The sequence below is a fragment of the Salmonella sp. SAL00672 genome, from assembly GCF_046552175.1.
GTDB lineage: Bacteria > Pseudomonadota > Gammaproteobacteria > Enterobacterales > Enterobacteriaceae > Salmonella > Salmonella enterica.
In genome coordinates this window covers 400,232-413,084 of sequence record NZ_JBGDUQ010000002.1, presented here as the reverse complement: position 1 = coordinate 413,084, position 12,853 = coordinate 400,232, and the positions used below count along the sequence as shown (strand labels likewise).

12 protein-coding genes are annotated in these 12,853 nt (G+C 53.2%); 3 read left to right on the top strand and 9 right to left on the bottom strand.

Going from position 1 to position 12,853, the window contains the following annotated elements:
- Window positions 1-70: 70 nt before the first annotated feature.
- The 9 genes from recC to rppH all read right to left on the bottom strand — a co-directional run bounded on the left by recC (window position 71) and on the right by rppH (window position 10,057).
- Window positions 71-3,442 (bottom strand): exodeoxyribonuclease V subunit gamma, encoded by a 3,372-nt coding sequence (gene recC / locus ACLJTG_RS07785; RefSeq protein WP_000946832.1) that lies wholly within the window; start codon window positions 3,440-3,442, stop codon window positions 71-73.
- A 15-nt stretch (window positions 3,443-3,457) separates the two neighbouring features.
- Complete coding sequence (locus tag ACLJTG_RS07780; protein WP_000019291.1) at window positions 3,458-3,778, bottom strand: prepilin-type N-terminal cleavage/methylation domain-containing protein; 321 nt, start codon at window positions 3,776-3,778, stop codon at window positions 3,458-3,460.
- A complete protein-coding gene (locus ACLJTG_RS07775) occupies window positions 3,763-4,170 on the bottom strand; it encodes a DUF2509 family protein (protein ID WP_001078535.1) in 408 nt (135 codons plus the stop codon). The genes ACLJTG_RS07780 and ACLJTG_RS07775 overlap by 16 nt, the downstream gene beginning before the upstream one ends.
- Entirely contained in the window at window positions 4,167-4,730 is a 564-nt protein-coding gene (locus tag ACLJTG_RS07770) for a prepilin peptidase-dependent protein (RefSeq protein ID WP_024792497.1), read from the bottom strand. The genes ACLJTG_RS07775 and ACLJTG_RS07770 overlap by 4 nt, the downstream gene beginning before the upstream one ends.
- Window positions 4,721-5,191 carry a prepilin peptidase-dependent protein gene (locus tag ACLJTG_RS07765; protein WP_000744668.1) on the bottom strand — a complete coding sequence of 157 codons (471 nt, stop codon included), beginning with the start codon at window positions 5,189-5,191 and terminating at the stop codon, window positions 4,721-4,723. The genes ACLJTG_RS07770 and ACLJTG_RS07765 overlap by 10 nt, the downstream gene beginning before the upstream one ends.
- Window positions 5,192-5,375: 184 nt before the next feature.
- Window positions 5,376-6,170 (bottom strand): thymidylate synthase, encoded by a 795-nt coding sequence (gene thyA / locus ACLJTG_RS07760; protein ID WP_021000738.1) that lies wholly within the window; start codon window positions 6,168-6,170, stop codon window positions 5,376-5,378.
- Between the two features lie 6 nt (window positions 6,171-6,176).
- On the bottom strand, window positions 6,177-7,052 hold the full coding sequence (gene lgt, locus ACLJTG_RS07755) for a prolipoprotein diacylglyceryl transferase (RefSeq protein WP_000204647.1): 876 nt from the start codon (window positions 7,050-7,052) through the stop codon (window positions 6,177-6,179).
- Between the two features lie 215 nt (window positions 7,053-7,267).
- Window positions 7,268-9,514, bottom strand: coding sequence for a phosphoenolpyruvate--protein phosphotransferase (gene ptsP, locus ACLJTG_RS07750; protein ID WP_000957887.1), 2,247 nt, complete (start codon window positions 9,512-9,514; stop codon window positions 7,268-7,270).
- A gap of 12 nt (window positions 9,515-9,526) precedes the next feature.
- A complete protein-coding gene (rppH, locus tag ACLJTG_RS07745; protein ID WP_000564481.1) occupies window positions 9,527-10,057 on the bottom strand; it encodes an RNA pyrophosphohydrolase in 531 nt (176 codons plus the stop codon).
- Window positions 10,058-10,739: 682 nt separating this feature from the next.
- Here rppH and mutH point away from each other — a divergent pair.
- From mutH to ACLJTG_RS07730, 3 genes are all read left to right on the top strand, one after another.
- Window positions 10,740-11,435 (top strand): DNA mismatch repair endonuclease MutH, encoded by a 696-nt coding sequence (mutH, locus tag ACLJTG_RS07740; protein WP_001274931.1) that lies wholly within the window; start codon window positions 10,740-10,742, stop codon window positions 11,433-11,435.
- Window positions 11,436-11,616: 181 nt separating this feature from the next.
- Complete coding sequence (locus ACLJTG_RS07735) at window positions 11,617-12,330, top strand: TerC family protein (protein WP_000895635.1); 714 nt, start codon at window positions 11,617-11,619, stop codon at window positions 12,328-12,330.
- A 169-nt stretch (window positions 12,331-12,499) separates the two neighbouring features.
- Entirely contained in the window at window positions 12,500-12,718 is a 219-nt protein-coding gene (locus tag ACLJTG_RS07730) for a YgdI/YgdR family lipoprotein (protein ID WP_000758662.1), read from the top strand.
- The last annotated feature ends 135 nt before the right edge of the window (window positions 12,719-12,853 follow it).

Genomic DNA, 12,853 nt, shown 5'->3' with positions numbered 1-12,853 from the left:
TATCAGTAATCAGTCCGTGACGAAGAGCGCATCATAGTCGAAGCCTTTTAATGGCGCGATTTTCATACAATCAACGAGACTGATTAAAACGAAACAGCGGTAACAGGTAATGCCGTGACTGCGCAATGATAGCCTGCAACGTTTCAGATTCCAGCTGACGCCAAAGACGTTGATACCAGATATCTTCGCCTTCGCCGCTCACCATCATGTTGCCTTCATAAGCCTGTAGAAACTTTGTTCTGGCCTTCTGTAAGGTGTCATCGTCGTCTAACATGACATCATTTTCAGCGTCATAACAGGCTTTTATCCATGCGCCGCCGCTTTCCGGCAGTACCAATAGCGGAGAAGACATGCCTTCCCGGTAGCCTTCAATCAGTTGCGCCAGGTAAGCCATTGCCTGCGTTTTATCAAGAGGCGGAAATCGCCACTCTCCCTCTTTGCGCAAAAACAGGCGACTTTCGCCACTCCCGCCGCTGGCACAATAGACAAGGTGTTCCAGCCAAAGTTGCACACCTTGCGCCACGCTGATTAAAGCGGGACGCCAGCGCAATAATCCATCCTCCTGTACCTGCGGCAGCCAGCCGGTTAGCTGAACGCCATTGCAAAGCAGATCCACTTCCAGGCTTTGGCTCGGCTTACGGCAGGCGATGACCCGGCTTGCCAGTTGCTGCATCTCCTGACATTGCGCATCCCAGAATATTTCGCCAAACGCGCCGTAAGGCAACTCTCCCGCAGCCCGGAAACGGCGGAACAAGCGTTCGGCGTCGTCCTCTTCAACCAGCGTATTGAGCAACTGTTGGTTAAGTTGATATCGCGTCAATCCCTCTAATTCAAACGGTTCCGCATCAGGAATCTCACTCTCTTCCGAGCGGAAATTAACCTGAAGCCGCATCTGAAAAAATGCGCGTACCGGATGGGCCCAAAAACGCTGCAGACTTTCCAGAGTCAATGTTTCCGGCATCGTAAAAGGAAGCGGCTGCACAAAGTCAGAATGCGCTTTTCCCGACTGACTCGCCGCGGGCAACCACTCTCTGGCATAACTTTGCTGTTCGCCGGGTTGGTAATTTTGCGCATCAAAAGGCATACGGGTATGCAGACGCGTAATATGCGCTTTGACTCGTGCTTCGCTCTCATCACAGGTCAGCGTTTCGTCGCCCGGCAAATAGTGGCTTTGCCCGATGTAATCCACCAATTCTTGCACCAGTACAGAGGGAAAGCGTTCGCTATTATCCTGGATGGAGCGACCGATGTAGCTGATATACAGCGTTTGCTGCGCCGAGATTAACGCTTCCAGAAACAGGTAGCGGTCATCGTCGCGACGGCTTCGATCCCCGCGCATGGGTTTTTGGCTCATCAGGTCAAAGCCCAACGGCGCAAGCTGGCGCGGGTATACGCCGTCGTTCATTCCCAGCAGGCAAACGACTCTGAACGGAATGGAACGCATCGGCATCAGCGTACAAATATTGATGGGGCCCGCCAGGAAGCGCTGGCTAATACGTTCCTGATCCAGACGCTGCGCCAGTTCATCCCGCAGTAGCGAAATCGGTACCGCGTCGCCATATTCCGCCGCGACGCCTTCGGCGATAATGGCCTGCCACTGCTGTTCAATCAATGTCATTGCCGCTTCCGTGTCCGCATCGGGCAGGAAGAAATCATTGAGCATATCGCGACAAACGGGCAACCACTCTTCCAGCGGTCGCTCCTGCGCCAGACCGCGCCGCCAGATATTAAGCTGCATCAGCAGCGAAGCCAGATGCCCGACCAGCTCAGCAATCAGACCGCTGGATTCGTCATAAGGCAGAACCGACTGCCACTCGCCCTGGGCGCTTTCCATCGCATACCCCAGCAGCATACGCGTCAGGCCAAATTGCCACGTATGCTGCCCCGTGGCAGGAAGTTCCAGCTCGCGTACGTTGTCATCGTCAATTCCCCAGCGAATGCCTGACTCATTGACCCACAAGCGCAAATAACGCAACCCTTCTTCGTTGATCGTAAAGCGGGCAGCCAATACCGGTACGTCTAACAACGCCAGAACATCCTCGGAGACAAAGCGGCTGTCCGGTAACGAAAGTAGGCTGATAAATGCCTGTAACACCGGATGTGACTGACGCGCCCGCCGATCGGAAATGGCATAAGGCAGATAGCGCTCCGTTGGCGCGCTACCAAACACCGCCTGGATAAACGGGCTATAGCTGTCAATATCAGCCACCATAACGATAATGTCGCGCGGCGTTAGTGTCGGATCGGCTTCCAGCATCGCCAGCAGGCGATCGTGCAGTATTTCCACCTCGCGCTGCGGGCTGTGACAAACGTGAAAAGAGAGGCTGTTATCCTCGGGATCGAGCAGACGCTTATTGTCGCTGCGCGAATACTCCTCAAGATTTACGCCCGCCACCGCATGGCTTTCCAGTTCAAGGATATCCGCCTGAATCCGATGCAAAAGATTATCTGGCGTAATATCAACAAACGCATCCAGCTCCTGGCTGTTTTCCAGTTCAGATAGCAGGTAGATATAATCCCGCCCCAGTTTTCCCCATGAGGCCAGTAGCGGATTACCGATATCCTGTTCACCGTCGCTGTTAAATAAGGCTTCCGGATTCTGGTTTTCACGGAACAACGGTAAATGACGGTCTTCAAAACTGTGACGACGCTGGCGAGCCATGAGTTTTGCCAGCCAGGCTGGGTCTTTAATATCCCCCCAGTAATACCGACACGGATTAGTAAAAAGGAGATGGATTTCAATATGTTTACCCAGCGCCTGCAATGCTCTGAGATACACTGGCGGTAACGCGGAAATGCCGCAAATAAAAACGCGGGACGGCAACCCTGGCGGGCAGGCGGTCGCGCTCTCCAGCGTCTGAATAAAGCGTTGGTAGAGATTGGCGCGATGCCAGCGCGGCTGCCCCAGCGCGGCGGTATATTCCACCAATGCTTTCCACAGCGGCGCCTGCCAGTTTTGCGCCTCCCCCAGACCTTCCACGGTTTTTCCCGCTTCCCACTGCGTAAGCCAGTCAGGCCGATAAACCAGATACTGATCGAACAGGTCGGCGGCGCGCGCGGAAAGCTGAAAGAGTTTGCGTTTATCGGTGTCGTCGGTCAGATAATGGCGCAGCAGTACAAACTCATCCTTATCTAGCAACTGCGGCAGCAAGGTCATCAGTTTCCAGCTCATGCTTTGTTTGCTGAAAGCGCTTTCTTTGGGGATATCCGGCAACACGCGGACAAACATCTCCCAGATAAAACTCGCCGGTAATGGAAAAGCGATATTCGCCGCAATACCAAACTTTTGTGAAAGGGTCATCTGCAGCCACTGCGCCATACCCGTGCTTTGCACCAGAATCATTTCTGGTTCAAAGGGATCATCCAGCCGCTCGCGTTCGACGATGAACTCCATCAACGCTTCCAGCACATCCAGACGATTGGAGTGGTAGACCCTTAACATAATTACTCCTGACGATTAACGATTTGGACAATGCAAGCGCGTCATCTGCCCCTGCCTGCCAGAGGGTGAAACCATCGTGACGCTGATGCTGACACATCCCGATTGCGTTGTCTGCATCCGGTTGGCCTTCCAGTCCTCAGCAGGCGAAAATGGATACAGCGCCGTTTGCTGCCACGCCTGCCGCCAGATCTGGAGATACTGGTGTCGTAATGCAAAACTGTGCATTAATACCCGCTGATAGCCTGACAGCGCGGTGACGATCATTACCATTAGAACCATCGCCACTAAAACTTCCGGGAGGCTAAACCCGCGTTGTAAATTCAGGGGATGCGACATAACGCCACCTCTTTTAACGGACAAAAATCGCTCCAGCCGTGGGGAGAAAAGACAATGCTTCCCTGAATGACGTTGCCCAAACGCCATAACGTCATGCCATCATCTTGCGCCGCCATCACCACCTCATCCCCCGATAATCTCCGCAAACAGACCCTCGCTCCTGAAGGGGAATAGCGCCGACATTCCATTTCGGTTACGCCTGACCATAGCTGCCCCCGCCCCCATTCCAGCGCCGACTGTACGAGCGCCTGGCGTTGTATCGCCATGCTCTGCGTCGTCACGCGGGCGGCATAGCTGGCCTGCTGCTGATTTACGCCTTGCAGTAGCAGACTACCCAGAATCAGTATTAAAAGCGCCAGTATTAGCGAAGAAGCGCCACGTTCCCGATTCACAGATTAAATCCCGTTACGCTGTATTGCGCGTCAATAACCGTCTGAGGCTCGGCTTTGCTGGCGCCGCGCAGATGCAGCATGAGCACTGGCGAGAATCCCGTTATATCCCAGCGCTCAACGGTAAACGCCGTGATGAGTACCGTATTGGGATCGGTCATTTTTTCCCATCCCTTACCCTGGCAAGATGTTGCTCCGCGTAATGTTTCCAGAACGTTATCCTTCATACGAAACCCGGTCTGGTCGGCCTCTTTCGCCGGTATGGTATCCCAGACACCGTTATTATTCCCGTCCCACTGAACGATGACGCATTGCCCCTGTTCGGCAAGATGTAACCCTTCGCCAATACAGTGGCCATGGCAGTAACCCGCACGTTGAAGATGCTTCGCTACGGTATAGGTTCGCTGCCAGATTTCATCTTCCAGCGATAACTGTCGCGTGTTGTGCCAGATCTCACGCTGTAACGCCGGTAAAAATCGTGCGGATCCAAGCAGTAAAATGGAACCTATCGCCATCGCCAGCACAACCTCCAGTAGCGAGAACCCCCGCGTGGTTATTGACACGTGGCGGCCTCGTTACGCTCGCATAGCCTGATTCGCCCCCAGGAGGAGACGACCAGACGCCACTCTCCGGCAGCGTTTTTCAGTACGATGTGCCCTGCCCATGCCGTATTGCGCAGGCCAAAGAAGGCTAACGACGGCGTGATATCGGCAAGGACGACATCACGCCAGTCGGGCGTAAACACAAAGGGGGAAGATGGCGTACACGATGTTTGCGTAGCAACAGAGCTGACAAAGCACCATGAACCACCTTCGCTGACCACGCGAAGAATGTGATCGCGGTTATGCCAGTGAGCGTCCTCACGAAGTTGCAGCAGGTAATCCCGCACCTGACATGCGGTTTGCCACAGGCGCTGTTGCTGCTGCCAGCGTTGCCAGCCATAAAGTCCTGTGGCGCTGAGAATGATAATGAGCGACATCGCGACCACCGTTTCAATGAGCGTATAGCCCTGTTGTTTTTTCATGTCGGCAGTATGGCGGGCGGAAGAAAAATAACGAGCGCCAAATACAGATTGTTCGGCGCGTTACGGAAAAAAGTTCATGTCTTGCAGCGCGTTGCAAAATTTCAGGAATCCGCGCCGAAGATTGAAATGAAGGGTAAAAAAAACCGACGCGCGATGGCGTCGGTTATGGCAGGATCGTCAGCGCTTAGATAGCGACCGGCGCTTTAATACCGGGGTACGGATCATAGCCTTCAATTTCGAAATCATCGAACCGGTAGTCAAAAAGCGAATCGGGTTTACGCTTAATGACCAACTTCGGCAGCGCGCGCGGTTCACGGCTTAATTGCAGGTGCGTCTGCTCCATATGGTTGCTGTACAGGTGCGTGTCGCCGCCGGTCCAGACAAAATCGCCGACGTCCAGGTCGCACTGTTGCGCCATCATATGCACCAGTAACGCGTAGCTGGCAATGTTGAACGGCAGACCGAGGAACACATCGCAGGAGCGCTGATAAAGCTGACAGGAGAGTTTTCCATCTGCGACATAAAACTGGAAAAAGGCGTGACACGGCGCCAGCGCCATCTTATCCAGCTCGCCGACGTTCCACGCAGAAACGATAATACGACGAGAGTCCGGGTCGTTTTTAAGCTGGCTTAAGACCGTGGCGATCTGATCGATATGGCGGCCATCCGGTGTTGGCCATGCACGCCACTGCTTACCATAAACCGGGCCTAAATCGCCGTTCTCATCGGCCCATTCGTCCCAGATGGTGACATTATTTTCGTGCAGGTAAGCGATGTTGGTATCGCCCTGCAAAAACCATAGCAGTTCGTGAATAATTGAACGTAAATGGCAGCGTTTTGTCGTCACCAGAGGAAAGCCTTCCTGCAGGTTAAAACGCATCTGATGGCCAAAAATGGAAAGCGTGCCGGTGCCGGTACGGTCGTTTTTCTGTGTGCCTTCATCCAGCACTTTTTGCATCAGTTCTAAATACTGTTTCATGGTTCCTCAGGAAACGTGTTGCTGCGGGCGGCGGCGATATGCCCAAACCATCATGATCGCGCCAGCGATAATCATCGGGATAGAGAGAATCTGCCCCATGCTGATGTACTGTACCCACGCGCCGGTAAATTGCGCGTCCGGCTGGCGGAAGAATTCAACAATGATACGAAACGCGCCATAGCCAATCAGGAATAATCCGGAGACTGCGCCCATCGGACGCGGTTTGCGAATAAAGAGATTAAGGATGATAAACAGCACCACGCCTTCTAATGCCAGTTCATACAACTGGGAAGGGTGGCGCGGCAATACGCCGTAGGTATCAAAAATAGGCTGCCATTGCGGATGTGACGGCAGCAGCGCAATATCTTCCGCGCGTGAGCCAGGAAAGAGCATGGCAAACCGGAAGTTAGGATCGACGCGCCCCCACAATTCACCGTTGATAAAGTTGCCCAGACGCCCGGCGCCCAGGCCGAACGGAATTAACGGCGCAATAAAATCAGACACCTGAAAGAACGAGCGCTTCGTGCGCCTGGCGAAGATAATCATCACCAGTATCACGCCGATAAGCCCGCCGTGGAAGGACATGCCGCCGTCCCAGACGCGGAATAAATAGAGCGGGTTATCCAGAAACAGAGGGAAGTTATAAAACAGGACATAGCCAATACGCCCCCCCAGGAAGACCCCCAGGAAACCTGCATAGAGTAAATTTTCAACTTCGTTTTTGGTCCAACCGCTTCCCGGACGGTTAGCGCGACGCACCGCCAACCACATCGCGAAAACGAACCCCACCAGATACATCAAGCCATACCAGTGAAGCGCGACGGGCCCAATTGAGAAAATGACCGGATCAAAGTCCGGAAAATGCAGATAGCTACTGGTCATCTGTCACCACAATTTCTTGTTATTTCGCTGAAGAGATAGCGATTGATAAGCGCGCCTGCGCGTTGCAGACGCTCCAAAGGTGCGAATAATAGCACAAGGGTTAAAAGCGAGATGCCGATTACCGTTAAAAGATATGTATACGCATTGTCTTTCATCTTGCAGGCGTGTTGTCTGCGCCGTGAATCCACAGTCACTCTCTTTTCCCGCTCCAGTCGTTACAACCCTCCTCGAATCAATCCCCCCATCCCGCGGCGCTCCATAAACGCCGCCACCTGATGACGCACTTCGGTCGCCATCTGCGCCTCAAGGCTGCGTCTGGCAAGGGTTTGCGCGTCTTCAAAATCGATATGCCGCAGCAGATATTTCACACGCGCTACCGAACGGCCATTCATCGAAAGATGGCGATATCCCAGACCGATAAGAATCGCCACGCACATCGGATCGCCCGCCATCTCGCCGCACAAGCGAAGATCGAGGCCATGTTTTTCGGCTTCCTGCGCGATCATGGACAGTGCGCGCAGCATAGCCGGATGCAGACTGTCGTAAATACTGGCCACGCGGGTATTGTTGCGATCTACCGCCAGGATATATTGCGTTAAATCGTTGGTGCCGACCGAGATAAAGTCGATCCGGTTAGCCAGATGCGGCAGCATAAATACCATTGATGGTACTTCCAGCATAATGCCGATACGCGGTTTCGGGATCGCATAGCCGATCATCTCCTCGACCTCGCGCCCGGCGCGTTCGATCAGACGCCGCGCTTCATCGACTTCATCAATACTGGTGACCATCGGCAGCAAAATGCTGAGGTTGCCAGTCGCCGCATTGGCGCGCAGCATCGCGCGGACCTGGATCAAAAAGATCTCCGGCTGATCCAGCGTAATGCGGATCCCGCGCCAGCCCAGACACGGGTTCTCCTCGCTGATCGGCATATAGGGCAGTTGCTTATCCGCTCCCACATCCAGGGTCCGCAGCGTCACCGGTTTATCGTTAAACATTTGCAGCATCCCTTGATACTGCGCCACCTGCTCTTCTTCCGAGGGAAACCCGCTTTGCAGCATGAAGGGAATTTCAGTACGGTACAGTCCGATACCGTCGATCCGACTGCCTAACTTTTCCTCATGCTCGGGACTGAGCCCGGCATTCAGCATCACTTTGACTCGCTCGCCGCTTTTCAGTTGGGCGGGAAGATTGACGTCGTCCTCCGCCAGACGACTGAGTTCTATCTCTTCACTAATGAGCCGCTGATATTCCTGAATAAGCACGGGTTCAGGATCGACCAGTAATTCACCGCGATAGCCATCCACCACCAACGTACGGCGATGTAGCACCGAAGGCTGGATATCAGCGCCCATGACGGTCGGGATACCGAGCGCGCGCACCATAATCGCCGCATGCGAGTTTGCCGCGCCGTCGCGCACCACAACGCCCGCCAGCCTGTCCTGCGGCAGCTCCGCCAGGGTGGTCGCCGACAGCTCATCCGCGACCAGAATAAAACGTTCCGGCCAGGCGTTTGGCCCCTGAACTGAATCATCAAGGTGGAATAACAGCCGCTGCCCCAGCGTGCGTAAGTCTCCCGCACGTTCTTTGAGGTAGTTATCGGTTAGCGCCGCAAATTGCTCGGCAAATTTTTCGATGATTTTTTTAACGGCCCACTCCGCAACAGCGCCTTTGTCGACCTCGGCGAAGAGTTCGCGACGCAGTCTGGCGTCTGAAAGCAGGTGTGAGTACAGATCGAAAATGGCCGCCGTCTCTTTTTGCGCGCCGGCGGCAAAGCGTTTGCTGTATCGTCGGAACTCGTTCGCCGCCTCTTCCAGCGCGCCGGTCAGTCGTTCGCGTTCAAGAGAGGTATCCAGCGTAGACGCTTCGTAAACCTGTTCCATCAGCGGCATGGTCGCGTCTTGCCAGCCCGTTGCGATAGCCACGCCCGGCGCCGCAGGAAGCGCGCGGATTCGCGTCTGCCGGTATTGCCCGAACAGCGCTGTGACCTGCGACTGTGACAGGATAGCCGCCATCTGCGTAGCGAGCGTGACGAGGAAAGACTCTTCGCTTTCATCGTACTGGCGCAATTCGCGCTGCTGTACGACCAGCACGCCGAGAAGTTGGCGACGCTGAATGATCGGCACGCCGAGAAACGCGCGAAAACGCTCCTCTTTTACCGAAGGAATGTATTTAAAGCTGGGATGTTTTTGCGCATCGGCAAGGTTAATGGGTTCCGCCAGTCTGCCCACCAGACCGACGATCCCCTCATCAAACGCAAGCGCAACGGTTCGACCACGCGGTTTTTTCAACCCCCGCGTCGCCATCAGGTAATAACAGCGTCGGTCATGATCGGCCAGGTAAACCGAGCAAACCTCTGTATCCATCGCAAGACAGATATCCGTGACCAGAATATTCAGCGCCTCGTTCAGACGCGGCGCACTGGCCACTTTTTCGACTATTTCGCGCAGGCGAGTGAGCATAATTTGCGTGGCTTAACCTCTTTTACGTCGATAAGCAGGCGCGCTTTGTAGCTTAGGGGGATTATCCTGAAGCGCCATGACAACACTTGCAAACTCTTTCATTACCCTGCGGTAGACATCGCGTTTAAATGACACCACTTGTCGAACCGGATACCAGTAACTTACCCAGCGCCAGCCGTCAAACTCCGGCGTACTGCTGGTTTGCATATTGATTTCGGCGTCGGCGCTCATTAACTGCAAAAGAAACCACTTTTGTTTCTGGCCGATACATACCGGCTTTGTGTCCCAACGCACCAAACGTTTTGGTAACTTGTAACGCAACCAGTTGCGAGTAGAAGCAAGGATCCGCACATCTTTACGGCTTAACCCAACTTCTTCAAACAGTTCCCGGTACATCGCCTGTTCTGCCGACTCCCCTGGATTTATCCCGCCCTGCGGGAACTGCCAGGAGTGCTGACCAAATCGCCGGGCCCACATCACCTGCCCCTGACGATTACAAATTACGATACCTACATTTGGGCGGTAGCCATCGTCATCAATCACCGGACTACCTCAACATAAACCTTATATATGAACGATTGTTTCATACTCCAGTGAGGCGGTAAACCACTCTGTAATAGTGACACAGCCTAATAACAATTGAATAACTCACAGTAAATAGCCGAGTTATAAACAGATGATGACGCCCTTGCGCCATTTTATTCACCTTTTCTGTGGATATAGTTGTGAAGAAGTATGGAATTACCACGGGAAAACCCAGAACAGTCTGAACTCCTCATGCTGGAGACAGTAAAAATAGTGCCTTATATTCATTGCGTTATAGACAAATCTTACATGCTACCTTCATAAAGCGTGACCAGCATCACATCTAAGATCCTTATGCTGATGAAAGATCAACCAGCGTCGGTTTTATCCACAGATTGTGCCAATAACTTACGCACTATTTGTCTGAATTTTCGATTTTCGTCGCACGTCAAGGCTGTAAATGGAAACAGTAGTGGCGGTTTTACACAGTTATCCCAACTTTCTGTGGATAACATAGTGTAAGATCCTGTTTATTGTCAGTGACCAGAATTGGAAAACCCGCTTCAGCGTTGCGCAACACGAAGAAACAACACAAAAAAGGCAATAAAAATCAGTCTATTGAATATAAGACACAGAAAAAGATAAACTCTGCCCATACGGTATAAAATCACTGCTCATTTTTTAATCTAAGGTAATGGTAATGTCCGCTCTTTGTCCGCTACTGACTCCGCCTGCTTCGGAAGCATTGCTGTTAGCCCAGGCGCGGCAGCTTTCCGGCTATACGTTAGGCGAGCTGGCGGCGATGGCCGGCATTACCACGCCTAAAGATTTGAAGCGAGACAAAGGCTGGATCGGCGTCTTGCTGGAGATCTGGCTCGGCGCCAGCGCCGGGAGCAAGCCGGAGCAGGATTTCGCCGCGTTAGGCGTAGAACTGAAAACCATCCCGGTGGATAGTCTGGGTCGTCCTCTGGAAACAACCTTTGTTTGCGTGGCGCCGTTAACCGGTAACAGCGGCGTGACCTGGGAGACAAGCCACGTACGGCATAAATTGAAGCGCGTGCTATGGGTGCCGGTCGAAGGCGATCGCAGCATACCGTTAGCCGAACGCCGCGTAGGTTCGCCGCTACTCTGGAGTCCGAGTGAAGAAGAGGACAGGCAGCTACGCCTCGACTGGGAAGAGCTGATGGACATGATAGTGCTGGGCCAGGTGGAACGCATTACCGCCCGTCATGGCGAAGTCTTGCAACTGCGGCCCAAAGCCGCCAATTCCAGGGCGCTCACCGAGGCTATCGGCGCGCGCGGGGAACCTATTTTGACGCTACCGCGTGGATTTTATCTGAAAAAAAATTTTACGCAGGCGCTGCTGGCTCGCCATTTTTTATTGCAGAATCCGTAACGTCCATTACACGCAAATGCGCCTCCGCTATGGCTACGCGTCGGACCGACGCTCGATAAACGTAAGCGTATTGTCGCCGCTATTTTACACCGTTCCTGGTTGCGCAAATTCAGCCTGGGCTTTCGCCCGTCACTCGACGGGCCTATAATTACCGCTTCTTTTTTTGGCAGGACTTTGTTCGATGTTATTTGCATGGATAACCGATCCTAATGCCTGGCTGGCGCTCGGTACGCTGACGCTGCTGGAGATTGTACTTGGGATCGACAACATTATTTTTCTTTCTCTGGTGGTAGCAAAACTTCCTACGGCGCAACGGAACCACGCACGGCGGCTTGGGTTGGCGGCGGCGATGGTCATGCGCCTGGCGCTGCTGGCGTCAATCGCCTGGGTCACTCGTCTGACTAATCCGCTGTTTGAGCTTTTCGGCGAAGCGATTTCCGCCCGCGATCTCATTCTGTTACTGGGCGGGTTATTTTTAATCTGGAAAGCCAGCAAGGAGATCCATGAGTCCATCGAAGGCGAAGAAGAAGGGTTAAAAACCCGGGTTTCTTCTTTCCTGGGCGCAATAGTACAGATTATGCTGCTGGATATTATTTTCAGCCTTGATTCAGTTATCACAGCGGTTGGCCTCTCCGATCATCTGTTTATTATGATGGCGGCAGTCGTTATTGCCGTGGGTGTCATGATGTTTGCGGCACGGCCCATCGGCGAGTTTGTTGATCGCCATCCGTCGGTAAAAATGCTGGCGCTCTCCTTTCTGATCCTGGTTGGCTTTACCCTGATTCTGGAAAGTTTCGACGTTCACGTTCCGAAAGGGTATATCTATTTCGCCATGTTCTTCTCTATCGCAGTAGAGAGCCTGAACCTGTTGCGTAATAAAAAGAATCCGCTGTAATCCTGTCTCGCTCCCCCGCCGGGGAGCGAATACTCACTTTATTTCCTTTCTTCTCACAGATTAAGATTTTGCTGCTTCCGACATGCAGAGCTGCGCGTTATTACTAGACTATTATCAGACATATGATTAACAGACTATTATCAGATGCAGGCTACGTGAGGACAAACGGATGAAAAAGTGGGCAGTTGTAATTTCCGCAGTAGGGTTGGCTTTTGCGGTATCCGGATGCAGCAGCGATTATGTAATGGCGACGAAAGATGGTCGTATGATCCTGACCGATGGAAAACCACAAGTTGACGATGATACCGGTCTGGTCAGCTATACCGATGCACAGGGAAACGAGATGCAAATCAACCGTGACGAAGTGTCTCAAATCATCGAACGTTAAGCGGTGGCCTGTGATCGAGGTCAGCGTTCTGCAAGCCTTCAGGCTGCGTCCCGTAACGGTGCGTGGCGACCACGCCCGGTAACAATTACGCCGCGCAGCCTGCAATTTTACTTTCCCTTTTGCCTTCCCTCTGCC

Excerpts from the sequence above, each read along its gene's own strand:
- recC (WP_000946832.1), bottom strand. The coding sequence starts at position 3,442 with ATGTTAAGGGTCTACCACTCCAATCGTCTGGATGTGCTGGAAGCGTTG.
- ACLJTG_RS07780 (WP_000019291.1), bottom strand. The coding sequence starts at position 3,778 with ATGTCGCATCCCCTGAATTTACAACGCGGGTTTAGCCTCCCGGAAGTT.
- ACLJTG_RS07765 (WP_000744668.1), bottom strand. The coding sequence starts at position 5,191 with ATGAAAAAACAACAGGGCTATACGCTCATTGAAACGGTGGTCGCGATG.
- thyA (WP_021000738.1), bottom strand. The coding sequence starts at position 6,170 with ATGAAACAGTATTTAGAACTGATGCAAAAAGTGCTGGATGAAGGCACA.
- lgt (WP_000204647.1), bottom strand. The coding sequence starts at position 7,052 with ATGACCAGTAGCTATCTGCATTTTCCGGACTTTGATCCGGTCATTTTC.
- ptsP (WP_000957887.1), bottom strand. The coding sequence starts at position 9,514 with ATGCTCACTCGCCTGCGCGAAATAGTCGAAAAAGTGGCCAGTGCGCCG.
- mutH (WP_001274931.1), top strand. The coding sequence starts at position 10,740 with ATGTCCGCTCTTTGTCCGCTACTGACTCCGCCTGCTTCGGAAGCATTG.
- ACLJTG_RS07735 (WP_000895635.1), top strand. The coding sequence starts at position 11,617 with ATGTTATTTGCATGGATAACCGATCCTAATGCCTGGCTGGCGCTCGGT.
- ACLJTG_RS07730 (WP_000758662.1), top strand. The coding sequence starts at position 12,500 with ATGAAAAAGTGGGCAGTTGTAATTTCCGCAGTAGGGTTGGCTTTTGCG.